This window comes from Raineyella antarctica (assembly GCF_900092135.1).
Taxonomy (GTDB): Bacteria; Actinomycetota; Actinomycetes; order Propionibacteriales; family Propionibacteriaceae; genus Raineyella; species Raineyella antarctica.
This window is the reverse complement of the sequence record NZ_FMYF01000005.1, coordinates 1-23,695: the sequence shown is the minus strand read 5'-3', so window position 1 is coordinate 23,695 and position 23,695 is coordinate 1. Positions and strand designations below refer to the sequence as shown.

Genomic DNA, 23,695 nt, shown 5'->3' with positions numbered 1-23,695 from the left:
AGGGAGCCACGATGACCACCCGCACCGCCGAGATCGTCCGGGAGACCTCCGAGTCCTCCGTCCGGGTCAGCATCGACCTGGACGGCCGCGGACGCACCGCGATCAGCACCGGCGTCCCGTTCTACGACCACATGCTCACCGCCCTGGGCAAGCACGGCCTGTTCGACCTCACCGTGCAGACCACCGGTGACGTCGAGGTCGACGCCCACCACACCGTCGAGGACACCGCGATCGTGCTCGGCCAGGCCTTCCTGCAGGCGCTGGGCGACAAGAAGGGCATCCGCCGGTTCGCGGACGCGTACGTCCCGCTGGACGAGGCGCTCGCGCACGCGGTCGTCGACGTGTCGGGCCGCCCGTACGCCGTCATCGCCGGCGAGCCCGAGGGCCAGCCGTACGCGCTGATCGGCGGCGGGGGAGGGTCGGTGCCGTACGCCGGCTCGATGACCCACCACGTGCTGGAGACCTTCGCGGCCAACGCGCAGATCTGCCTGCACCTGCGACTGCTGGCCGGCCGGGACCCGCACCACATCGTCGAGGCCCAGTTCAAGGCGCTGGCCCGGGCGCTGCGCGACGCCGTCGCCCTGGACCCCAGGGTCGAGGGTGTCCCCTCCACCAAGGGAGCACTCTGATGGCGCCGGGCGCCCAGCCCGTCGTCGCGCTGCTGGACTACGGCTCGGGCAACCTGCGCTCGGCCTTCCGCGCCCTGGAGGCGGCCGGCGCCGATGTCACCCTGACCTCCGATCCCACGCTGGCCCACGAGGCGGACGGGCTCGTGGTGCCGGGGGTGGGCGCCTTCGCCGCCTGCATGGACGGACTGCGCTCGGTCGGTGGTGACGAGGTGGTCCGGGCCCGCGTGGCGGAGGGACGACCGGTGCTGGGCATCTGCGTGGGCCACCAGATCCTGTTCGGCCAGGGCGTCGAGCACGGCATCGAGGCCGTCGGAGTCGGCGTGCTGCCCGGGGTCGTGGAGCGGCTGGCGGCGCGGCGGCTGCCGCACATGGGGTGGAACACCGTCAGCACGCCGGAGGAGCCCGGGGTGTTCGAGGGCATCACCGACGGCTGGTTCTACTTCGTCCACTCCTACGGTGTGCACGCCTCACCGGAGCTGCTCGCCCTGCCGGGCGTCCGGGTGACGTACGCCGAGCACGGGGGCGACCGGTTCGTCGCCGCCGTGGAGTACGGGGCCGTGACCTCCACCCAGTTCCACCCGGAGAAGTCCGGGGACGCGGGCGCCGTGGTGCTGCGCAACTGGCTCGGTACGCTCGGGGCCTGAACCCGCCCCTTCCGTCTGTCCCATGTCGTTGGCCACCCCGTGTCTGCCCCGTCGGGTAGGGTTCCCTGCGTGAAACCCTTGGAGATCCTTCCCGCAGTCGATGTCCGCCACGGCCAGGCCGTCCAGCTGGTCCAGGGGATCGCCGGCACCGACAAGCGCTTCGGTGACCCGCTCGCAGCGGCCAGGCGATGGCAGGAGGCGGGCTCCGAGTGGCTGCACCTGGTCGACCTCGATGCCGCCTTCGGTGAGGGCAACAACGCCGACGTGCTGGCCGAGGTGGTGGCCGCCGTCGACATGAAGGTCGAGATGTCCGGCGGCATCCGCGACGACGCGTCCCTGGAGCGGGCCCTGTCGACCGGCTGCACCCGGGTCAACATCGGCACCGCCGCGCTGGAGCGGCCGGAGTGGTGCGCCGAGGTGATCCGGACCTACGGCGACAAGGTCGCCATCGGCCTGGACGTGAAGGACGACAAGCTGGCCGCGCGCGGCTGGACCAGCGAGGGCGGGGACGTGTTCGAGGTCCTCGACCGGCTCAACGACGAGGGCTGCGCCCGCTACGTCGTGACCGACGTACGCTCCGACGGCATGCTCTCGGGACCGAACCTCGCCCTCCTCGGGGCGATCTGCGCCCGCACCGATGCCCCGGTCGTCGCCTCCGGTGGCGTCTCCAGCCTGGAGGACATCCGGCAGCTGTCCGGCCTGGTCTCGATCGGTGTCGAGGGCGCCATCGTCGGCACCGCCCTGTACCTGGGCAACTTCACCGTGGAGGACGCGCTCGCCCTGACGCGCAGTATCTCCGCCGGCCTCGAGCAGTAGGAGTCCCGTGACGATTTCGACCGACACCCCCGACGTGGCGGAGGCCCCGCCGCTCGAGGGCCGGCTGCGTGACCTGCTCGCCGGCAAGAAGATCGTGATGACCGGTGCCACCGGCTTCATCGGTGAGCAGCTGCTCTGGAAGATCCTGACCGAGCTGCCCGACACGACCCCCGCCGTCCTGGTGCGCCGCAAGGGCTCCGCCGGGGCGCGCGACCGGGTGATCACGCTGGTCGGCAAGCCGATCTTCCGCGAACTGGTGCAGGCCGCCGGCGGCAAGGCCGAGCTCGTCGACTCCCGGATCGAGGTGATCGAGGGTGACCTGCCCAACGTCCCCCCGCTGCCCCGGGACCTGGACATCGTGCTGCACTGCGCCGGTGACGTCTCCTTCGACCCGCCGATCGACAAGGCGTTCGCCACCAACACGGTCGGTACCAGGGCGCTGATGGAGGCCATGCTCGAGGCGGTCACCGACGAGGCCGGCACGCTGGTCAAGGTGCCGCACTACGTGCACGTCTCCACTGCCTACACCGCCGGTCGCCGGCGGGGGATGATCCCCGAGGCCCAGCACGTCCACGACATCGACTACGACACCGAGACCACCTGGGGCCTGAAGCTCAAGGAGACCATCGAGCTGGAATCACGGACCCCGGAGCGGCTGACCCGGCTGCGCCGCCAGGCCGAGCGGGTGCACCGCAAGGCCGGCTACCTCACCACGGCCCGTGACACCGAGGAGCGTCGTCGTACGTGGGTGCACGACAAGCTGGTCGAGGCGGGCACCGAGCGGGCCCGGTCGCTGGGCTGGACCGACTGCTACACCTTCACCAAGGCGCTCGGTGAACGCGTCGTCGCCGACCTCGGGCGCAACATCATGGTCTCGGTGGTCCGGCCGGCGATCGTCGAGTCCTCGCTGAAGCACCCGTACCCGGGGTGGATCGAGGGCTTCAAGATGGCCGACCCGATCATCCTGGCGTACGGCAAGGGCAACATGCCCGAGCTGCCGGCCTCGCCCGACTCGGTGATCGACATCGTTCCCTGCGACATGGTGGTCAACGCGACGCTCGCCGTCTGCGCCACCCGGCCGAGGATCGGCGAGCCGGTGTTCTACCACGTGAACTCCGGCGCGAGGAACCCGCTGACGTTCGCCGACATCTACGACCACGTGCGCCACTACTTCCTGGAGCATCCGCTCACCCCCGGCGGGCAGGGTGCCGCCCAGCTGCCGACCTGGAGCTTCCCGGGGGCCCAGCGCGTCGACCAGTTGCTCAACACCTCCACCAAGGCGTACGAGTTCGCCGACATGGCCCTGAAGATCGCCCCCCGCTGGGAGGTGTTCCGCCAGCTCGCCCGCGACCTGGACAAGGGAGGGGAACAGATCGCCTTCCTGCGCCGCTACCTCACCATCTATGGGGAGTACCTGCGCTCCGAGGTCACCTACCTCGACGACAACACGATCGCGCTGCACAACCGGCTGGACCCGGCCGACCTGGACGCGTTCGCGTTCGACTCCTCCGTGTACGACTGGAAGGAGTACCTCGAGGACATCCACATCGCCTCGATCACCGCTCCGATCCGCCGGATGGAGGAGCTGAAGCGCAAGCGCAGGGCCCGTCCGACCACCTATCGCGAGCTCACCCCCGCCAAGCAGCCGGGCACCGTGCTGGCGGCCTTCGACCTCGACGGCACGGTGCTGAACTCCGACGTGATCCAGAGCTACCTGTGGGTCCGGCTGCCCGAGCTCGGCCCCTGGGGTCGGTCCAAGGCCGTCCTCGGTCTGGTCCGGGACCTTCCCGGCCTGCTGTGGACCGAGAACCGGGACCGCGGCGCCTTCCTGCGCGCGCTGTACCGGCGCTACCGCGGGGCCGACCTGGCCGCACTGGAATCCTTCGTCGACGACACGCTCACCGACCTGATCATGGACCGGCTGGCCCCGGAGGCGATCCGCCGGATCCGGGAGCACCGCGATGCCGGGCACACCACCGTCCTGCTGACCGGCACCATCCGCCCCTTCACCCGGCCACTGACACCGCTGTTCGACCACATCGTCGCCGCCGACCTGGCCACCGACGAGCAGGGGCGCTGCACCGGCTACCTGACCGGCCCGCCGCTGGTCGGCGAGGCGCGGCCCGCGTGGTTGCGCCACTACGCCGCCGCGAACGGGATCGACCTGGCCAAGAGCTACGCGTACGCCGACTCCCACGCCGACGAGTCCATGCTGCGGGCCGTGGGCAACCCGGTGGCGGTCAACCCTGACGTCCCGCTGATGCGGGTGGCGCAGGCCGACCACTGGTCGATCGTGGAATGGAGCTCCCACAGCGCGGGGAGCCGACGCAACCGGCCTCTCGGCCGCTAGAGGAGGAGACGGAACATGTCGCGACCGGGATTCGTCCTCGAAGTCGAGAAGCGTACGCCGCCACTGCTGGTCGGTGACGGGGGAGCCGGACACCTGGCCACCCTGCCGCTGGGTACCCAGGTGGTGTACGCCAACGAGTACGACAGCGCCCTCCAGGACGTCGAGCAGGCCATCGGGTCCGCCCTCGGTGCGCCGAAGGGCACCACCCCGCTGGCCGACCTGCTGGAGCCGAGCAGCTCCCTCACCGTCGTGGTCACCGGCCTGGCCGTCGCCCCGATGGCCCAGGACATCCGCGGCCGGCTGGTCGAGCGCATCCTCGACGTGGCCGCGGAGCGGCGCGTCGACGACGTCCAGGTGCTCCTCGCGATCGGGACCGGCCGCAGGCTCGGCGCCGCCGAGCTCGCCGCCGTCCTCGGCCGGCGCGTGGTCGACGCGCTCGGCCCCGACCACCTGGTCGTCCAGCACGACCTGGCCGATCCCGCCGGTCCCGCCGACCTCGGCAGCACCGACCGGGGCGAGCCCGTCCTGGTCAACCGGCGCCTGGCCGCCTCCGACGTCGTGGTGACGGTCAACGTGGCGCGCACCGCGGCCGACGCCGGTGCAGGCTTCCTCGCCGAGGGCGTCGTCGCCCGCGAGACGCTGGACGCCATGCACGGCTTCTCGGCAGCACCGGACGCGCAGCAGCGGGTCGCCGCCGTGCTGGCCGACAGGCTGCCGCTGTTCGCCATCGACGTGGTGACCGACCAGCAGGACGTAGCGGCCCCGTTCGGCTACCTGGGCCGGCGCGAGTGGGAGTGGTCGGTGCCGCAGCGGCTCGCGCTCACCGCGGCCCGCCGGGCCGGCAAGGTGGCCCCCGAGCGCCTGCACAAGGCCATGTGGGAGGGCATGCAGGCCCGCGAGATCTGCGCGCTCACCGCCGGCGCCCCCGACCAGGTCGCCGAGGCCACCCGTACGGCCCTGGCCGACCAGCAGATGGTGCAGGTCCCCGGCCAGGCCGACGTCCTGATCACGACGGTGCCGGGACGGACCCCACACAACGCAGGCCTCCCGGCCGACCCCCTCACCGCAGCCTGGGCGGCCCTGGCGGGCCTGGCCGGAGCGGGCAGCCCGGTCCGGGCGGGCGGGGCGGTCATCATCTGCCACCCGCTGCGGCCCGACTTCAGCCCGACCGAGCACTCGGCCGCGGGTGACTTCTTCACCCAGGTCCTGACCCGCACCACTGACCCGCAGGTCGTCCACGACGAGCACGAGCAGCGCTTCGCCACCGACGACTGGTACGGCCACCTGCACCGTGACGAGCACGGCTACGCGGGTATGCTGCCGGTCTACCAGTGGTACGCCATCTCCCGGGCCCGTGAGCACTGCGGGGACATCGTCTGGGTGGGGGCGGACCGCGACAGTGCTGCCCGGCTGGGGATGCGCGCCGCGACCTCGTTGGCCGATGCACTCGAGATCGTCTCGAACGGCGTCGGACCGGACCCGCAGCTCACCTACCTGCACCCCGGACCGACGATGGTGACCGATGTGGTGGGAAGCCGCGTCGCGGAGACCCGCGGCACGACAGGACGGGGGTGACAGTGATGAGCACGGACATCGCAGGCGGACGGGTGCCGGACCCCGGCGGGACGCCGGAACCCGGAGCAGGCTGGGCCGACAGGTTCACCGGCCGGACGGCATCGGCCGTCGAGGACGGCGCCGCACCGTGGCGCCGCCGCTGGGCACAGTCAGTGCCCACCACCCCCGAACACCCCCGCATCTGGGGCTGACGCCCCGGCGGTTCGACAGACAGGAGCACCCCATGAGTGGGCATTCCAAGTGGGCCACCACCAAGCACAAGAAGGCCGTCATCGACGCGAAGCGCGGCAAGCTCTTCGCCAAGCTGATCAAGAACATCGAGGTCGCTGCCCGGATCGGCGGCGGCGACCCGGGCGGCAACCCGACCCTCTACGACGCCATCCAGAAGGCGAAGAAGTCCTCGGTCCCCAACGACAACATCGACCGTGCTGTCAAGCGCGGCGCTGGTGAGGGCAGCGATGCGGTCAACTACGAGACGATCATGTACGAGGCCTACGGCCCGGCCGGCATCGCCCTGCTGATCGAGTGCCTCACCGACAACCGCAACCGCGCGGCCTCCGACGTCCGCGTCGCCATCACCCGCAACGGCGGCACCGTCGCCGACCCGGGATCCACCTCGCGGATGTTCCAGCGCAAGGGCGTCGTGTCGGTGGCCAAGAAGCAGGACGGCAAGGAGATCAGCGAGGACGAGCTGCTCGAGGCCACCCTGGAGGCCGACCCGGAGGACGTGCAGGATGCCGGCGAGCAGTTCCGGGTGATCTGCGAGCCGAACTCGGTCGTCGCCGTCCGCCAGGCGATCCAGGCCGCCGGTCTGGACTACGACTCCGCCGAGGTGGAGTTCGTGCCCGACTTCTTCCAGCAGGTCGACCTGGAGGTCTTCGAGAAGGTCGAGAAGCTGGTTGACGCCATCGACGACCTGGACGACGTCCAGAACGTCTACGGCAACTACGAACCCGACGCCGAGGCCCTGGCCTCCCTCTCCGAGGACTGAGGCCCGACCCCAGCGTGCGAATCCTCGGCATCGATCCGGGCCTGACCCGGTGCGGTTTCGGCGTCATCGACGGCGACCGCTCCCGGCGGTGCAGCCTGGTCGATGTCGGGGTCTTCCGCACCCCGGCGGACCTCGACACACCACGCCGCCTGGTGCTGCTGGAGCGCGAGATCGAGGCGAAGCTGCGCGAGCACCGGCCCGACGTGGTCGCCGTCGAGCAGGTCTTCGCCCAGCACAACAGCCCGACAGTGATGGGCACCGCCCAGGCGGCCGGCATCGCCATGCTGGTGGGCGCCCGGAACGGACTCCCGGTCCAGCTGCACACCCCCTCGGAGGTCAAGGCGGCGGTTACCGGGTCCGGCCGCGCCGACAAGCAGCAGGTCGGCACGATGGTCGCCCGGATCCTCGGGCTGGCCGAGATGCCCAGGCCCGCGGACGCCGCCGACGCGGTCGCCCTGGCCGTGTGCCACCTGTGGCGCAGCGGCATCGTCGTCGGCGATGCCGTACCCAACCGCTGGCAGCAGGCGATCCAGGACCACGCCGGCAACAGACGTACGACATGGAAGGAGGGCGGTCGGTGATCGCACACCTCACCGGGACGGTGAGCGCCATCCGGGCGACGACCGCCGTGATCGACCTGGGCGGACTGGGGCTGGAGGTGCAGTGCACCGCCCGCGCCCTCGCCGGGCTGCGGCTGGGGGAGCGCGGCCACCTGGAGACCTCCCTGCAGATGCGCCAGGAGACCTTCACCCTGTTCGGCTTCGTCGACCCGACCGAGCGCGAGGCCTTCGAGATGCTGCTCGGGGTGAACGCCGTCGGGCCCAAGCTGGCGCTGGCGGTGCTCTCCCTGTTCGACCCGCCCGCGTTCGTGGCCGCCATCCTCGCCGAGGACCTGGCCGCCCTGACCCGGGTGCCGGGGGTCGGCAAGAAGTCGGCCGAGCGGATGCTGGTCGAGCTGAAGGACAAGGTCGTCCGCCTCGGGGTGGACCCCGTCGGCCATCGGCCGTCGGTCCCGGCGGACGAGCGTCCGCTCTGGCGCCAGCAGGTCGCCGGAGGCCTGCAGGGGCTCGGCTGGTCCGCCAAGGAGGCGGAGCTGGCCTGCGACGCCGTCGAACCGCTCGTCGTCGAGGACCCCTCGATCGGCGTGGCACAGTTGATGCGGGCGGCGCTGCAGTCGCTGGCCAAGTGAAGCGGGAGGTGGTGCGGTCGTGACCGACCGTGGCGCGGTCGACCCGCACGCGTTCGCCGAGGAGAGTGTCGTCGAGGCGGCGCTGCGGCCCAGCCGGCTGACCGATTTCGAGGGCCAGCCGCGGGTCAGCGCCCAACTCGGTCTGGTGCTCGCCGCCGCCCGGCAGCGCGGCACCACCCCCGACCACGTCCTGCTGTCCGGCCCGCCGGGGCTGGGCAAGACGACCCTGGCGATGATCATCGCCGCCGAGATGGGCGTCCCGCTGCGGATCTCCTCCGGCCCGGCGATCCAGCACGCCGGCGACCTGGCGGCGATCCTGTCCGGACTGGTCGAGGGCGAGGTGTTCTTCCTCGACGAGATCCACCGGATGTCCAAGCCCGCCGAGGAGATGCTCTACCTGGCGATGGAGGACTACCGGGTCGACGTCGTGGTCGGCAAGGGCCCCGGCGCCACGGCCATCCCGATCGAGATCCCCTACTTCACCCTGGTCGGTGCCACCACCCGGGCCGGACTGCTGCCCGGCCCGCTGCGCGACCGGTTCGGGATGACCGCGCAGCTTGAGTTCTACGCGCCCGAGGCGCTGGAGCACATCGTGCAGCGCTCCTCGCGTGTCCTCGACGTGCCGGTCGACGCCGATGCCGGCGCCGAGATCGCCCGGCGCTCCCGGGGCACGCCCCGGATCGCCAACCGGCTGCTGCGCCGGGTCCGCGACTACGCCCAGGTGCACGGCACCGGTGACGTGGACCGGGCCACCGCCCGGGCCGCCCTCGACCTGTACGAGGTCGACGAGCTGGGCCTGGACCGTCTCGACCGGGCCGTCCTGGTCGCGCTGTGCAGCCGCTTCGGTGGCGGTCCGGTCGGGCTGTCCACCCTGGCGATCGCCGTGGCCGAGGAGCCTGACACCGTCGAGGAGGTCGCCGAACCCTTCCTGGTGCGGCTCGGGTTCATGATGCGCACGCCGCGCGGACGCGTCGCCACCCCGGCTGCCTATGCCCACCTGGGACTGCCCGTCCCGGGCCAGGAAACCGGGGCCCCGTCCCTGTGGGACTAGACTCGCCCCCGTCCGTCCCTGACCCGAGAAGTGAGATACATGAACAACTCCACGAGCACGCTGCTGATGATCGCGCTCTTCGTCGCGCTCGGCTACTTCATGCTGGTGCGCCCCGCGCGGGTCCAGCAGAAGAAGCAGGCCGCCCTGATGGGCGAGCTCGAGCCCGGTGCGCGCGTGTCGACCCAGATCGGTGTCTACGGGACGCTGGTCGAGCTGGGCGACGTCCAGGCCCGGGTGGAGGTCGCCCCCGGCGTGGTGATGACCGTCGACAAGCGACTGGTGACCGGCGTCGTGCCGCGCAGCCGCGACGAGTTCTGGGCCTACCCCGAGGAGCCCTCTGACGAGGTCCTCGAGGACACGACGGACGACACCTACGTCGAGCGGACGGATCTCGAGCGGACGGACCTCGAGCGGCCCGACACCGCAGCCGGAACCGACACGACCGACACGACCGACACCACCGGGACCGATCGCGACACCGACGGACGCCTCCACGGCCCGGACGACCGGAAAGCCTGAGCCCCGGACCCCATGGCATCGACGAACCGACGATCGTCCCATCCCGTCCATCCCTGGCGACCGCTGCTGGCCCTCTTCGTGGCAATTGCCGCGATGGTCGGCGGGATGGCTGCGAGCGGGAGCTGGGTGCCCAAGCTGGGCCTCGACCTGCGGGGCGGCACCACCATCACGCTGACCGCGTCCAATTCCACCGGCGGGGGACAGGTCGACAAGGCGAGCCTGGAGCAGGCCCGTACGATCCTCCAGCAGCGCGTCGACAGCCTCGGCGTCGGCGAGTCCGAGGTCACCACGGCGAACAACAACCAGATCACTGTCAGCGTTCCGAACGTCAGCCAGGACCGGTTGCGGGACATGGTGGGCCAGACGGCCCTGTTGAACTTCCGAGTCGTCTACTACGCCGAGCCGATCGCCGTCCCGGCGGCCACCCCCAGCCCGGGCGCGACGCCGCAGGCCGGGTCCGGCAGCACGGCCCCGCAGGCCTCGGTGGTTCCGCAGGCCTCGACCACGCCGAAGGCCAACAACCTGCCGACCGCTCCGGCGGCCCCGGCGAAGCCCAGCGTTGCGCCGTCGCCCTACCCGTCGGTGGCGGGCAAGGGCGTGCCGCAGGACAAGGCACTGACCTGGCAGCCGGACCAGCAGGCAGTTGCGAACTTCGCCGCCTACCACTGTGGTGACCCGGTCAACGACGTCGCCGACCAGCCGCTGATGACCTGTGACCGCGAGGGCACGGCCAAGTACCTGCTCGGTCCGACGGTGGTCAGCGGCCAGCAGGTGCAGACCGCCAGCGCGGGCATCCCCCAGGGACAGCTGCAGTGGGTCGTCACGATGGACTTCAACTCCGAGGGCGCCCGCCTGTTCGCCGACGCCACCGCCCAGCTCGCCCAGGGCGTGCCGACCAAGCAGTTCGCGATCGTCCTGGACGGTCGGGTCGTGTCGGCTCCGCAGGTGAACGAGGTGATCCCGAACGGCCGCGCCCAGATCGACGGAGGCTCCCAGGGCTTCACCCAGGAATCGGCCCAGAGCCTGGCCTCCGTGCTCAAGTACGGCGCCCTGCCGCTCGCCCTGACGATCGACTCGGTCGACACGGTCTCCCCGGTCCTGGGCGGTGAGCAGCTGCGCGGCGCCCTGATCGCGGGACTGCTCGGCCTGATCCTCGTGGCGGCCTTCGCGGTCGCCATGTACCGCACCCTGTCCTGGATCGTCATCGCGACGATCGCCCTGGCGGCGGTGATGACGTACTCCCTGATGGTGCTGCTGGGGCAGGGCCTCGGTGTCGCGACCAACCTGCCCGGTGTGGCGGGTGCCATCGTCGGCATCGGCGTCACGGCCGACTCCTTCATCATCTTCTTCGAGCGGATCAAGGACGAGGTGCGGTCCGGACGTACGATCCGCTCCGCGGTCGAGTCCGGCTGGGAGAAGGCCCGCGGGACGATCCTGATCTCCGACGGGGTGCAGCTGCTCAGCGCCCTGGTGCTGTTCATCCTCTCCATCGGCGCGGTCCGCGGGTTCGCCTTCATCCTCGGGCTGGCCACGATCATCGACCTGGTGGTGACCTTCCTGTTCACCAAGCCGGTGATGACGCTGCTGATGCGGACCCGGTACTTCGGTGAGGGACGGCGTGGCTCGGGGCTGGAACCGGCCTCGATCGGTGTCGAGCGGCTGCCCACCAGCCGGCGGCGCCCGCGCGATGCCGCTCCTGCCACCAGCCGTGTCGCGACCAGCAGCCCTGTCGCCAGCGCTCCTGTCGCCAGCGCTCCTGTCACCAACTCTGTTCCCACCACCGAGGAGGCATGATGGGCGGCCTGTTGGGCAAGCTCGTTCGGCTGTCGCACGGCGAGAACGTCTACGACGTCATGGCCCACCGCCGGCGCTGGTACGTGATCAGCGCCGTGGTCCTGGCGATCTGCATCCTCGGGGTGCTGGTCCGTGGCCTGAACCTCAGCATCGAGTTCCGGGGCGGCTCGGAGTTCAGGGTGCCGTACGCCGTCACCGACACCTCCGTCAACGACGCGCGCGCCGCCATCGAGAAGCTGAGCATCCCCGAGCTGAACGAGATCACCGTCACGACCATCGGTGCCAACACCGTCAACGTGCAGACCCGCGCGCTGACCAGCCCCGAGGTCACCGAGATCCGCCAGGCCCTCGGGTCCTGGGCCGGGGTATCACCCGACCAGGTGTCCTACAGCCTGATCGGCGCCTCCTGGGGCAAGCAGATCACCCAGAAGGGCATCATCGCACTGAGCGTCTTCCTGGTCCTGGTAGGTCTGCTGATCGCGGTGTACTTCCGTGACTGGCGAATGGCGGTCGCGGCGATCGCGGCGGTGCTGCACGACCTGGTCGTCACCGTCGGGGTCTACGCCTGGGTCGGCTTCTCCGTCACCCCGGCGACCCTGACCGCACTGCTCACCATCCTCGGCTACTCCCTCTACGACACGATGGTCGTCTTCGACCGGGTCCGGGAGAACGTCCGGGACCTGGGCGTACGCAAGGAGACCTACACGCGGGCTGCGAACCGGAGCCTCAACGAGGTCCTGCTGCGGTCGATCAACACCACCATCATCGGCGTGCTGCCGATCGTGGCGCTGCTGGTCGCCGGCATCTGGGTGCTGGGCACCGGCCCGATCAAGGACCTGTCGCTGGCCATGGTCGTCGGCATGATCGCCGGCGCCTACTCCTCCATCTACATCGCCACCTCGCTGCTGGTGGACATGAAGGAGCGCACCTCGCAGATGGCCGACTGGCGTTCCCGTTTGGCCCGGGACGAGGAGCGGCAGCTCCGGGCCGAACAGGAGGCGGCCCTGGTCACCTCCAGCCCCTCACCGGTCACTGTGGCTGTCGACGTGACCGACCACGTCCATCACGGCGTCCGCCACCAGCCCGAGCACCGCCCGCGCAGCCAGCGCCGGACCGAGCACTGAGCGTCCGAGGAGATCGAGGAACCATGACCACCGCAGTGCCTGCCCGCACCTCGGCGGAGAACCGCAGGTTGATCGCCTCGCTGATCCGCGACATCCCGGACTTCCCCCAGCAGGGGGTCGGGTTCAAGGACATCACCCCGCTGCTCGGCTCCGCGGAGGGCTTCCGGGCCACCGTCGACGAACTGGTCGCGGCGGCCCCGCCCGCCATCGACGTGGTGGTCGGTATGGAGGCGCGGGGATTCATCGTCGGTGCCCCGGTCGCCGTCGCGCTGGGGGCGGGTTTCGTGCCCGTCCGCAAGCCCGGCAAGCTGCCCGCCGCGACGTACGAGGTCAGCTACGACCTGGAGTACGGCAGTGAGACGCTGACGATCCACACCGACGCGATCAAGCCCGGATCGCGGGTGCTGGTGGTCGACGACGTGCTGGCCACCGGCGGCACCCTGGCGGCCACCGCCGAACTGATCCGGCGTCTCGGCGCCGAGCTGGTCCACGTGGCGGTGGTGATGGAGCTCGCTTTCCTGGAGCCGCACCGCCGGCTGGCGGAGGCCGGTCTGGGCGAGACGGCGATCACCGCCCTGGTGACGGTCGAGGGCTGACCGTCCCGCTCCTCGGTCAGATCCGGGCCGTACGGGGGAGATCTGCGCTCGGGGGACTAGAATTCCGCCAATACGCGGATGCACCGTGAGGAGGCCGAGCATGTCCGACGACACGTTGCCCGTCGCACTGGGCGATGCGCCGCGCCTCTCGATGCGCCAGCGCTTGGCACGCCTGGGCACCAAGCCCCAGCAGCCGAACGTCCTGGACCCCCTGTTCCAGGCGATCCGGGCCAGCCACCCCAAGGCGAACCTCCAGCTGGTCGAGCGCGCCTACGTGACCGCTGCACACTTCCACTCCGGCCAGAAGCGCAAGAGCGGTGACCCGTACATCACCCACCCACTGGCGGTGGCGACGATCCTGGCCGAGTTCGGTGCGGCCGAGGACACGATCTGTGCCGGGCTGCTGCACGACACGGTGGAGGACACCGACTACACCCTCGCCCAGCTGACGGCAGACTTCGGTCCCACCGTCGCGCTGCTGGTGGACGGGGTCACCAAGCTGGACAAGGTGACGTACGGTTCCTCGGCCAAGGCCGAGACGCTGCGCAAGATGATCGTCAACATGAGCCAGGACATCCGGGTCCTGGTGATCAAGCTCGCCGACCGCCTGCACAACATGCGGACGCTGCACTACCTGCGACCCGACAAGCAGAACCGGATCGCCGAGGAGACCCTCGAGGTCTACGCGCCGCTGGCGCACCGGCTCGGCATGAACACGATCAAGTGGGAGCTGGAGGACCTGGCGTTCTCCACCATGCAGCCCAAGCTGTACGACGAGATCGTGCACCTGGTCGCCCAGCGCGCACCCTCCCGGGAGAAGTTCCTCAAGCAGGTCACCGAGATCGTGGACAACGACCTGCGCCAGGCCGGGATCCGCGCGACAGTCACGGGCCGGCCGAAGCACTACTACTCGATCTACCAGAAGATGGTGGTGCGGGGACGCTCGTTCGACGACATCTACGACCTGGTCGCGCTGCGCATCATCGTCGACTCGATCCAGGACTGCTACGGCGCGCTGGGGGTGCTGCACTCGCAGTGGAACCCGCTGCCCGGGCGGTTCAAGGACTACATCGCGATGCCGAAGTACAACATGTACCAGTCGCTCCACACCACGGTGCGCGGTCCGGAGGGATCCCCGGTCGAGTTCCAGATCCGGACCTGGGAGATGCACCGCCGCGCCGACTACGGCGTCGCTGCCCACTGGAAGTACAAGGAGGGCAAGGGCGACCGGTCCGACCCCAGCGAGCTGACCTGGGTACGGGCGCTCAACCAGTGGCAGCGCGAGACGGAGGACCCCGAGGAGTTCCTCGACGACCTGCTCTTCTCGATCAACGCCGACGAGGTCATCGTGTACACGCCCAAGGGCGACATGCTGACCCTCCCGGTCGGAGCGACCCCGGTCGACTTCGCCTACCTGGTGCACACCGAGGTCGGGCACCGCTGCATCGGCGCACGCGTCAACGGCCGGCTGGTCCCGCTGGAGTCGAAGCTGCAGACCGGCGACCGGGTCGAGATCCTGACCTCCAAGGCCGAGGGGGCCGGCCCCTCCCGGGACTGGATGAACTTCGTCGCCAGCCCGCGCGCCCGCGCCAAGATCCGCCAGTACTTCAGCCGGGAGCGGCGCGACGAGGCGATCGAGGGCGGCAAGGAGTCCCTGGCCCGGCAGATGCGCCGGATGGACATGCCGATGCAGCGCCTGCTCACCATCGAGCACCTGACCGAGGTCGCGGCGTACTTCCGCGTCGCCGACGTCAACAGCCTCTACAAGGCGGTGGGCGACGGCTCGGTGTCGCCGCAGGCGGTGTGCCAGCGGCTGGTCGAGATCGCCGGCGGACCGGAGGAGGTGGCCGACGAGACCAGCGAGGACTCGATCGTCCTGCGCCGCCCCAGGACCGTCCCGTCGTCCTCCGAGACCGGGGTGATGGTGGACGGAGACAAGGGCCTGTGGGTGAAGCTGGCCCGGTGCTGCACGCCGGTCCCCGGTGACGACATCCTCGGTTTCATCACCCGCGCGTCCGGTGTCTCGGTGCACCGCCGCGACTGCAGCAATGCGCTGGACCTGGTGGAGAACTCGCCCGAGCGCATCGTCGACGTCTCGTGGGCTCCGACCTCGGCCAGCAGCTTCCTGGTCACCGTGCAGATCCTGGCGCTGGACCGCAACGGCCTGCTGTCCGACATCACCCGGTCGATCGCGGAGGAGCACATCTCGATCAGCGCGGCCAGCGTCAACACGCGCCGGGACCAGACGGCGAAGACCACCCTCACCTTCGAGACGCCCGACCCGACCCACCTGGACCACGTGCTGAACGCGATCCGGCGTGTTCCGGGCGTCTACGACGTCTACCGGGTCCAGGGCTGAGCCGGCGCACCCCTCGTACACCAGCGAACGACCGCGGCCGCCGTCGGGTGACGGCGACCGCGGTCGCGTTCGGTCCGGTGGTGATCAGGCGCCGTAGTCGCGGGCGGCCCGCTCGGCCTGCTCCAGCCACGTCTGGTAGGTGGAGATCGCGTCGCGGTGCTCCTTGGCCCGGCGGGCGTCGCCGCGGGACTCCGCCTTGTCCGCCTTCTCCGCCAGGTCGTCGATCTGGGCCTGGATCTTGCGGGCGGTGTCGGTGGCCAGCTCGCGGGCCTGCGGGTCCGTACGCTTCCACTCGGCGTCCTCGCGCTGCTTGACCGACTGCTCGATCTTGTGCAGCCGGCTGTCCAGCCCGCGCATCGAGTCGCGCGGCACCATGCCGACCTCGGCCCACTTCTCCAGCAGCTCCCGGTACAGGCGCTTGGCGCCGGGCAGGTCGTCCTCGGGGCGGATCTGCGGCTCGTACTCGTCCAGGAGCGCCTCCTTGGCGACCTGGTTGCCGCGGAACTCCTCGTCCTGGACGCTCTGCGCGTTGTTGCGCGCATTGAAGAAGGTGTCCTGCAGGGTGCGGAACTGCTTCCACAGCTTGTCGTCGATGTCGCGCGGAGCCGAACCGGCCGCCTTCCAGCGCTGCATCAGGTCGCGGAAGTCGCGGGAGGTCTGGCCCCAGTCCTCGGAGGTCGCCAGCGGCGTGGCCTCGGCGATGATCGCCTCCTTCAGCGCCTTCGCCCCCTCGCGCTGGGCGTTCTGCTCGGCGAACTGGTGCTTGCGGCGCCGGGTGTAGGTCGTCCGGGCGGTCGAGAAACGGTGCCAGAGGGCATCGTCGGTGGCCTTGTCGATGCGGGGGAGGGCCTTCCACTGCTCCAGCAGGTCGCGGAACCGGTTCACTCCACCGCGCCAGTCGCTGCCGGCGGCGATCTTCTCCGCCTCCGCGACCATGGCCTCCTTGGCCTGGCGGGTCTCCTCGTTCTGCACCGCCCGGGCGGCCTTGCGCTCCTCGGACTTCTCCTCGATCAGCGGCTGCAGTCCCTCCAGGCGGGTCTCCAGCGCGGCAAGGTCACCGACGGCGGCGGCGTCGTGGATGCTCTCCTTGACCTGGGCGATGCGCTTGCGTGCCTCGTCGGGTGACAGGGCACCGCCCCGGAGCCGGTTCTCCAGCAGGTCGACCTCGACCGAGAGGTTCTCGAAGCGGCGCACGTAGAACGCGAGGGCCTCGGCGGGGTCCGCATCCGGGACCTGGCCCACGGTGCGCTCTCCTTCCGGGGTGCGTACGTAGACCGTGCCGTCGGCGTCGACGCGACCAAAGGAAGCTGGCCCTGACATCTCACTCATGGGGTACATCTTGCCCGATAGGGTGCGAGTTGTGTTCATTGCCTCATTTCCGGCGGGTGCCTGGCAGACGAACTGCTACCTTGTCGGGCCCGCTCCCGGCGGCGAGTGCGTCGTGGTCGATCCGGGCGTGACGGCGATCGACACGCTCCGGCGGATCGTCCGGGACCAGGGGCTCGTCCCGGCGGGTGTCCTGCTCACCCATGGACACATCGACCACATGTTCTCGGCGGCGGCCGTGGCCGAGGAGTACGGCATCGGCTGCTGGATCCACCCGGCCGACCGGCCCTCCCTGACCGACCCGTACTCGATCCCGGCCGCCCGTGAACTGGTCGCCCGGACGTTCGGCGAGGCCCCGGACTTCACCGACCGCGAGCCCTCCCCGCTGCACGAGGTGGCCGACGGGGACCGGATCGAGTTGGCGGGGCTGGAGTTCGAGGCCCTGCACGCCCCCGGGCACACCCCCGGATCCACGATGTACCGGTTGGCCTACCCCGACGACGACCGGTACGACGCGCTGGTCCTCACCGGCGACGTGGTGTTCGCCGGCAGCGTCGGGCGCACCGACCTGCCGAGCGGCGACCCCACGGTGATGGCGGAGACGCTGCGCCACGTCGTCCTCGGCCTGGCCGATCGTACGGTCCTGCTGCCCGGCCACGGTGGGCAGACGCTGGTGTCCCGCGAGCGCGCCACCAATCCCTACCTGCAGTTGTAGGGACTAGGCTCGTGGGGTCGTGCGTACGCCCTCGCGTACGCAACCCCGTCCCGAAAGGCCGCTGTCCGCATGAGCCGCCCCAAGCCGATGTCCGGCTTCCCCGAGTTCCTCCCCGCCGAGCGGATGGTCGAGCTGCATGCGTTGCGGATCCTGTCGTCGACCTTCGAGCTGCACGGCTTCGCCTCGATCGAGACCCGGGCCGTCGAGCCGATGGACCAGCTGGCCCGCAAGGGCGAGATCGACAAGGAGATCTACGTCGTCCGGCGGCTGCACGCGGCCGAGGGCGACACCGACGAACTCGGCCTGCACTTCGACCTGACGGTGCCGTTCGCCCGCTACGTGCTGGAGCACGCCGGGCACCTGGTCTTCCCGTTCCGCCGCTACCAGGTCCAGAAGGTCTGGCGCGGCGAGCGCCCGCAGGAGGGCCGCTACCGCGAGTTCCTCCAGGCCGACATCGACATCGTCGGCCAGGGCACCCTGGCCGACCACCACGACGTCGAGATCCCTCTGGTCGCCCTCGACGCGTTCGAGAAGCTGCACGTCGACCTGGGCATCCCGCCGGTCGTGCTGCACGTCAACAACCGCAAGCTGTCCGAGGGCTTCTACCGCGGGCTCGGCATCGAGGACACCGCCGCCGTGCTCCAGCGGGTCGACAAGTACGACAAGATCGGCCCGGACGCGGTGGCCGAGCTGCTGGTCACCGAGCTCGGCCTGGAGACCGGGCAGGCAGCCAAGTGCGTGGCACTGGCGGGCATCGCGACCACCGACGAGTCCTTCGTCGACCGGGTCCGCGAACTCGGCGTCGAGCACGCGTTGCTCGACCAGGGCCTGGAGGCGCTCGCCGCCGTGGTCCGGGTGGCCGAGCGCCAGGTGCCCGGGCGGATGCTCGCCGACCTGAAGATCGCCCGCGGCCTGGACTACTACACCGGCACCGTCTACGAGACCGTGCTGCAGGGCGCGGAGAAGATGGGCTCGGTCGCCTCCGGCGGCCGGTACGACGCCCTCGCCTCCGACGGCAAGAACACCTTCCCCGGGGTCGGCTACTCCTTCGGCGTCACCCGGCTGCTGGCCCCGATCCTGGGCCGTGGGGAGCTCACCGCGTCGCGTTCGGTGCCGACCTGCGTCCTGGTGGCAGTCGACAACGAGGAGAGCCGCGAGGTCGCGCTGCGGACCGCCGACCGGCTGCGCCGGCGCGGGATCCCGACCGAGGTGGCCCCGAAGGCGGACAAGTTCGGCAAGCAGATCCGCTACGCCGACCGCCGCGGCATCCCGTACGTGTGGTTCGGCGCCGGGGAGAACGACGAGGTGAAGGACATCCGTTCTGGTGAGCAGGTCGGCGCCGATGCCGATGCGTGGACTCCGCCGGCCGAGGACCTCTTCCCCCGTACAGTGCGCGGGCCGCTGGGCTGACGGCTAGGTCAGTTCGTCGGCCGAGAGGGGGAGCTCGGCCCGCACCAGCCAGTCCGAGCCCTCCTGGCCGGCACGCAGCTGACCGCCGAGCAGGTCGACCCGTTCGGCGATGCCCCGCAGGCCCCAGCCGGTCGGCCCGTCGTTCAGGTCCTCGCGCCCGGCCACCCGACCGAGGGGGTTGCGGACGGTCAGCAGCACCGAGCGCGGACCGAGCCGCACCTCGCCCCGGCAGGTGCACCCGGACGGGGCGTGCTTGACGATGTTGGTGCACGACTCCTGCATGATGCGGATCAGCGTCCGGGTGAGCGTGGAGGGGAGCCCGTCGACCTCGGGGGAGACCACGAACCGGGCATCGAAGCCGAGCTCGTCCAGCCTGGCGGTCAGTCCCTCGACGGCGCGCAGCACCGACGTGTCGTCGTTGAGGTGCCCGAGGTCGGAGTCGTCGCCCGGGTCGTCCTCCCGCAGCACTCCCACCAGCAGCCGCAGCTCGTAGAGGGCGGAATGGGTGGCCTGCCGCACGCTGTCCAGGACCCGGTGGAGCTCGGCGGGGTCGTCGGTGCGGCTGCGGCTGGTGATCTGCAGGGAGATCAGCGAGAGCTCGTGGGCCACCACGTCGTGCAGCTCGCGGGCCAGCGCTGCCCGCTCGTCCTCACGGATCCGCCGGTTCTCCTCCTGGAGTTCCAGCAGCCGGCGCCGGTCGTGCGACAGCTGGACCTGGAACCGGCGCACCGCGGTGCCGAGCACACTGCTGAGGAAGAACACCAGCATCGCCAGCCAGAAGATGTCGCGCCAGGCCGATCCCTTCAGCACTGCGGCCAGCACCGCCCACCCCAGGAACAGCAGCCAGGTCGCGAGCGTGACCGGCAGGCGCGTCGTGATCGGGGCCAGGCCGACGACGGCCGCCCCGCTCAGCAGCACCACAGACGAGTCACCGGTCGTCAGCGCGACCACCAGGGTGGGTATGAAGGCCAGCACCGCAGCAGTGGTGCGCCAGGTGGACAGGTACAGCACCAGGTAGCTGAGCAGCAGGCCGATCTGGACCCACACCTCGTGCTGGTCGCCGCGGATCGTGGCCCAGTCGCCGAACGACCCGCGCAGGTCGTCCACGAAACTCAGCGAAATGGTGACGACCATCGCGACACGGAGCCACGTCGGCAAGGGACGTGACTCCAGCAACTCCTGCAAACGGGAGGGAAAGGACGTGATGGTATCCGGATCAGGCGCAAACGGACGGGAAGTACCGGCAGATCATGTCGCGAAAACCCAACGGCTGGGCGATGGCGTTCTCGGACGTGGCTGCGGGGGAGAGGGGGGCCGTGATGAACATGACTGCCAAGGACACTACCGAGATCCTGGCGATCCTGCTGATCCCTTGCGCCCTGATGTTCTTCTTCACGGCCCCCACCTCCCTGCGCTGACAGCACCCCCCGGCGCCGAGATCAATGCTGGTCCATCACGACCGGGCTGGCCATCACCTTTTGTCTACATTCCGGGGGCTTAGTCTAGGGGCGTGACCGAGCCCACCAGAATCCTCGTCGTCGACGACGAACCGGTCGTTCGCGACGCCTTCCGCCACATCTTCGCGGACCATCCGGAGTTCGTCGTGGTCGGTGAGGCCTCCGACGGGGCGGAGGCGGTTGGCCGCTACGGCCAGTTGCGCCCGGACGTGGTGCTGATGGACCTCAAGATGCCGCGGATGTCCGGGGTCGAGGCGATGACCGCCATCGGACGCCAGCACCCCGACGCGTGCATGGTCGCGGTCACGACCTTCGTGTCGGTCGACTACGTGGTGCCGGCACTGCGCGCAGGTGCGGCCGGCTACCTGGTGAAGGACTCCTCCGCCGAGGAGCTGATGGACGGGATCCGGCAGGCGCTGGCGGACGAGATGCCGTTGAGTCCCCGGATCTCGCGCGCCCTGGCCCGCAGCATCGCCGAGGGGCCCTCGGCCACTCCGGCGCACGCCCAGCTGCCCCGACGGGTGCCCGCGCCGACGGCCCGTGAGCACGAGGTCCTCGACCAGTTGGCGCTCGGCCTGAGCAACAAGGACATCGCCGAGCGGTTGTGTATCTCCGAGGCCGCGGTGAAGGCGCACCTGCGCCACATCGGGGACAAGCTCGGGGTCCGTTCCCGTACCCAGATCCTGGTGCTGGCCTACCAGTACGGACTGGTCACGCCGCAGCGGACGGCGCCCTGATCCTGTCACGGTCGCCCGGTCGATCGGCGGTAGGCTGGCCAACCGTACGATGCCCAGTTCCCGGAAGGACACCCTGTGATTCGCACCCATGACGCCGGTACCCTGCGTGCCGAGCACGCCGGCCAGACCGTCACCCTTGCCGGCTGGGTGGCCCGCCGGCGGGACCACGGCGGCGTCGCGTTCATCGACCTTCGCGATGCCAGCGGCGTGGCCCAGGTCGTGGTGCGGGACGAGATCCTCGAGTCCTCCGGCGCCCATGACCTGCGCAACGAGTACTGCATCGCCGTGACCGGTGTCGTGGAGGAGCGTCCGGAAGGCAACGCCAACCCGGACCTGCCGACCGGCGAGATCGAGGTGGCGATCACCGACCTCGACGTGCTCAACACCGCCGCCCCGCTGCCCTTCCAGATCGACGAGCACGTAACCGTCGGCGAGGAGGCCCGGCTGAAGTACCGCTACCTCGACCTGCGCCGGCCCCGCCAGGGCGCCGCGCTGCGCCTGCGCTCCCAGGTATCCCGGGCGGCCCGCTCGGTGCTGGAGGCCCACGACTTCGTCGAGATCGAGACCCCGACGCTGACCCGCTCCACCCCGGAGGGCGCCCGTGACTTCCTGGTCCCGGCCCGCCTGGCGCCCGGCTCCTGGTACGCCCTGCCCCAGTCCCCCCAGCTGTTCAAGCAGCTGCTGATGGTCGCGGGGATGGAGCGCTACTACCAGATCGCCCGCTGCTACCGCGACGAGGACTTCCGCGCCGACCGCCAGCCCGAGTTCACCCAGCTCGACATCGAGATGAGCTTCGTCGACCAGGACGACGTGATCGCCCTGGCCGAGCAGGTGATGGTCGCGGTCTGGAGGCTGGTCGACGTCGAACTGCCCACCCCGTTCCCGCGGATGACGTACGCCGACGCGATGGACCGGTACGGCTCGGACAAGCCGGACCTGCGCTTCGACCTGCAGATCACCGAGATGACCGACTACTTCCGGGACACCACCTTCCGGGTGTTCAAGGCGCCGTACGTCGGTGCCGTCGTGATGGCCGGCGGGGCCTCCCAGCCGCGCCGCCAGTTCGACGCCTGGCAGGAGTGGGCCAAGCAGCGCGGGGCCAAGGGCCTGGCGTACGTAACCGTCGGCGAGGACGGCACGCTCGGCGGGCCGGTCGCCAAGAACATCACCGAGGCCGAGCGCGACGGCCTGGCCGCCGCGACCGGCGCGCAGCCTGGCGACGCGATCTTCTTCGCTGCCGGGGGACGCAAGTCCTCCCAGGAGCTGCTCGGCGCGGCCCGGCTGGAGATCGGCCGGCGCACCGGGCAGGTCGACGAGTCGGCCTGGAGCTTCCTCTGGGTGGTCGACGCCCCGCTGTTCGAGCCCGCCTCCGAGGCCGTCGCCGCCGGTGACGTCGCCGTCGGCGAGGGCGCCTGGACCGCCGTGCACCACGCCTTCACCTCCCCGAAGCCGGACTCGATGGAGACCTTCGACACCGATCCGGGCTCGGCCCTCGCCTACGCCTACGACTGCGTGTGCAACGGCAACGAGATCGGTGGCGGCTCGATCCGTATCCACCGCCGCGACATCCAGGAGCGGGTGTTCAAGGTGATGGGCATCGGCGAGGAGGAGGCGCAGGAGAAGTTCGGCTTCCTGCTCGACGCGTTCAAGTTCGGCGCCCCCCCGCACGGCGGCATCGCGTTCGGCTGGGACCGGATCGTGTCCCTGCTCGCCCACACCGACTCGATCCGCGACGTGATCGCGTTCCCCAAGTCCGGCAACGGCTACGACCCGCTGACCGGTGCCCCGGCGCCGATCACGACCAAGCAGCGCAAGGAGGCCGGGGTCGACTCCAAGCCGAAGAAGAAGGACGAGGAGAGGGTCGCGGCGGCCACGTCGCAGGCCTGATCGCCACGCGTCGGGGGACTGCGGGTCGTGGGTAGGCTGAACGTACGATGCCTCACGACCTCTTCTCCGACAACGACGAACCCGAGCCCACCGGCCGGGGCGTGCTCGGCGGGACCGCCAGCGGCCAGGAGCCGCTGGCGGTCCGGCTCCGTCCCCGGACCCTCGACGAGATCGTCGGCCAGGACCACCTGCTGACCCCGGGCTCCCCGCTGCGCCGACTGGCGGCCGGCGAGCCCGGGTCGGTCTTCCTGTGGGGACCGCCCGGGGTCGGCAAGACGACCATCGCGGCGGTGGTGTCCCGGTCCACGAACCGGCGCTTCGTGGAGCTCTCCGCCGTCACCGCCGGCGTCAAGGATGTCCGCGCCGAGCTGGACACCGCCAAGCGCGAGCTGGCCCGCGGCAACCCGACGGTGCTGTTCGTCGACGAGGTGCACCGCTTCTCCAAGGCCCAGCAGGACGTCCTGCTGCCGGCCGTGGAGAACCGGCTGGTCACCCTGATCGCCGCCACCACCGAGAACCCGAGCTT

The 23,695-nt window shown here is 70.5% G+C and carries 23 protein-coding genes; 21 read left to right on the top strand and 2 right to left on the bottom strand.

From position 1 onward, the window contains the following. Window positions 1-11: 11 nt before the first annotated feature. The 15 genes from hisB (at window position 12) to GA0111570_RS08560 (ending at window position 15,637) form a co-directional block, all read left to right on the top strand. The gene (hisB, locus tag GA0111570_RS08625; RefSeq protein WP_092610172.1) at window positions 12-629 is read left to right on the top strand and encodes an imidazoleglycerol-phosphate dehydratase HisB; all 618 of its coding nucleotides are present in this window, start codon (window positions 12-14) and stop codon (window positions 627-629) included. Further along, complete coding sequence (gene hisH, locus GA0111570_RS08620) at window positions 629-1,273, top strand: imidazole glycerol phosphate synthase subunit HisH (RefSeq protein WP_092609356.1); 645 nt, start codon at window positions 629-631, stop codon at window positions 1,271-1,273. The genes hisB and hisH overlap by 1 nt, the downstream gene beginning before the upstream one ends. A gap of 69 nt (window positions 1,274-1,342) precedes the next feature. Then, window positions 1,343-2,089, top strand: a complete 747-nt coding sequence (priA, locus tag GA0111570_RS08615) for a bifunctional 1-(5-phosphoribosyl)-5-((5-phosphoribosylamino)methylideneamino)imidazole-4-carboxamide isomerase/phosphoribosylanthranilate isomerase PriA (RefSeq protein ID WP_092609353.1) — start codon at window positions 1,343-1,345, stop codon at window positions 2,087-2,089. 7 nt (window positions 2,090-2,096) lie between these two features. After that, a complete protein-coding gene (locus GA0111570_RS08610) occupies window positions 2,097-4,439 on the top strand; it encodes an HAD-IB family hydrolase (protein ID WP_342689713.1) in 2,343 nt (780 codons plus the stop codon). A 15-nt stretch (window positions 4,440-4,454) separates the two neighbouring features. Further along, window positions 4,455-6,014, top strand: coding sequence for a lactate racemase domain-containing protein (locus GA0111570_RS08605; protein WP_092609350.1), 1,560 nt, complete (start codon window positions 4,455-4,457; stop codon window positions 6,012-6,014). A gap of 5 nt (window positions 6,015-6,019) precedes the next feature. Continuing rightward, entirely contained in the window at window positions 6,020-6,205 is a 186-nt protein-coding gene (locus tag GA0111570_RS17320; protein ID WP_139283189.1) for a hypothetical protein, read from the top strand. A gap of 32 nt (window positions 6,206-6,237) precedes the next feature. Continuing rightward, window positions 6,238-7,005 carry a YebC/PmpR family DNA-binding transcriptional regulator gene (locus GA0111570_RS08600; RefSeq protein ID WP_092609348.1) on the top strand — a complete coding sequence of 256 codons (768 nt, stop codon included), beginning with the start codon at window positions 6,238-6,240 and terminating at the stop codon, window positions 7,003-7,005. 14 nt (window positions 7,006-7,019) lie between these two features. Beyond that, window positions 7,020-7,586: a crossover junction endodeoxyribonuclease RuvC gene (gene ruvC, locus GA0111570_RS08595; RefSeq protein WP_092609345.1), complete on the top strand. Its 567-nt coding sequence runs from the start codon at window positions 7,020-7,022 to the stop codon at window positions 7,584-7,586. Beyond that, the gene (gene ruvA / locus GA0111570_RS08590) at window positions 7,583-8,194 is read left to right on the top strand and encodes a Holliday junction branch migration protein RuvA (RefSeq protein ID WP_092609342.1); all 612 of its coding nucleotides are present in this window, start codon (window positions 7,583-7,585) and stop codon (window positions 8,192-8,194) included. Before ruvC ends, ruvA begins: the two co-directional genes overlap by 4 nt. A gap of 19 nt (window positions 8,195-8,213) precedes the next feature. Then, entirely contained in the window at window positions 8,214-9,245 is a 1,032-nt protein-coding gene (gene ruvB / locus GA0111570_RS08585) for a Holliday junction branch migration DNA helicase RuvB (RefSeq protein ID WP_092609339.1), read from the top strand. Between the two features lie 39 nt (window positions 9,246-9,284). Continuing rightward, window positions 9,285-9,764, top strand: coding sequence for a preprotein translocase subunit YajC (gene yajC / locus GA0111570_RS08580; RefSeq protein WP_217634093.1), 480 nt, complete (start codon window positions 9,285-9,287; stop codon window positions 9,762-9,764). Window positions 9,765-9,776: 12 nt separating this feature from the next. Further along, entirely contained in the window at window positions 9,777-11,558 is a 1,782-nt protein-coding gene (gene secD / locus GA0111570_RS08575) for a protein translocase subunit SecD (protein ID WP_092609334.1), read from the top strand. Next, complete coding sequence (gene secF, locus GA0111570_RS08570; RefSeq protein WP_175557408.1) at window positions 11,558-12,682, top strand: protein translocase subunit SecF; 1,125 nt, start codon at window positions 11,558-11,560, stop codon at window positions 12,680-12,682. The genes secD and secF overlap by 1 nt, the downstream gene beginning before the upstream one ends. Before the next feature lie 23 nt (window positions 12,683-12,705). Continuing rightward, a complete protein-coding gene (locus GA0111570_RS08565; protein ID WP_092609328.1) occupies window positions 12,706-13,278 on the top strand; it encodes an adenine phosphoribosyltransferase in 573 nt (190 codons plus the stop codon). 100 nt (window positions 13,279-13,378) lie between these two features. Next, window positions 13,379-15,637 (top strand): RelA/SpoT family protein, encoded by a 2,259-nt coding sequence (locus GA0111570_RS08560; RefSeq protein ID WP_092609325.1) that lies wholly within the window; start codon window positions 13,379-13,381, stop codon window positions 15,635-15,637. Window positions 15,638-15,721: 84 nt separating this feature from the next. On the opposite strand, the gene GA0111570_RS08555 is transcribed toward GA0111570_RS08560, so the two are convergent. Then, window positions 15,722-16,966, bottom strand: a complete 1,245-nt coding sequence (locus GA0111570_RS08555; protein WP_425438618.1) for a DUF349 domain-containing protein — start codon at window positions 16,964-16,966, stop codon at window positions 15,722-15,724. 31 nt (window positions 16,967-16,997) lie between these two features. Between GA0111570_RS08555 and GA0111570_RS08550 the strand changes: the two genes are divergently transcribed. Both GA0111570_RS08550 and hisS read left to right on the top strand, forming a co-directional pair. After that, on the top strand, window positions 16,998-17,678 hold the full coding sequence (locus tag GA0111570_RS08550) for an MBL fold metallo-hydrolase (protein ID WP_092609319.1): 681 nt from the start codon (window positions 16,998-17,000) through the stop codon (window positions 17,676-17,678). Window positions 17,679-17,747: 69 nt separating this feature from the next. Beyond that, window positions 17,748-19,088, top strand: coding sequence for a histidine--tRNA ligase (hisS, locus tag GA0111570_RS08545; RefSeq protein ID WP_092609316.1), 1,341 nt, complete (start codon window positions 17,748-17,750; stop codon window positions 19,086-19,088). Window positions 19,089-19,091: 3 nt separating this feature from the next. On the opposite strand, the gene GA0111570_RS08540 is transcribed toward hisS, so the two are convergent. Next, window positions 19,092-20,222, bottom strand: coding sequence for a sensor histidine kinase (locus tag GA0111570_RS08540; protein ID WP_092609312.1), 1,131 nt, complete (start codon window positions 20,220-20,222; stop codon window positions 19,092-19,094). 116 nt (window positions 20,223-20,338) lie between these two features. Between GA0111570_RS08540 and GA0111570_RS17665 the strand changes: the two genes are divergently transcribed. From GA0111570_RS17665 to GA0111570_RS08525, 4 genes are all read left to right on the top strand, one after another. After that, on the top strand, window positions 20,339-20,506 hold the full coding sequence (locus GA0111570_RS17665; protein WP_175557406.1) for a hypothetical protein: 168 nt from the start codon (window positions 20,339-20,341) through the stop codon (window positions 20,504-20,506). A gap of 92 nt (window positions 20,507-20,598) precedes the next feature. Next, window positions 20,599-21,282, top strand: coding sequence for a response regulator (locus tag GA0111570_RS08535; protein ID WP_092609309.1), 684 nt, complete (start codon window positions 20,599-20,601; stop codon window positions 21,280-21,282). A gap of 75 nt (window positions 21,283-21,357) precedes the next feature. Then, window positions 21,358-23,169 (top strand): aspartate--tRNA ligase, encoded by a 1,812-nt coding sequence (gene aspS, locus GA0111570_RS08530; RefSeq protein ID WP_092609306.1) that lies wholly within the window; start codon window positions 21,358-21,360, stop codon window positions 23,167-23,169. Between the two features lie 47 nt (window positions 23,170-23,216). Continuing rightward, a partial coding sequence (locus tag GA0111570_RS08525; protein WP_139283188.1) for an AAA family ATPase occupies window positions 23,217-23,695 on the top strand: 479 nt, incomplete at its 3' end.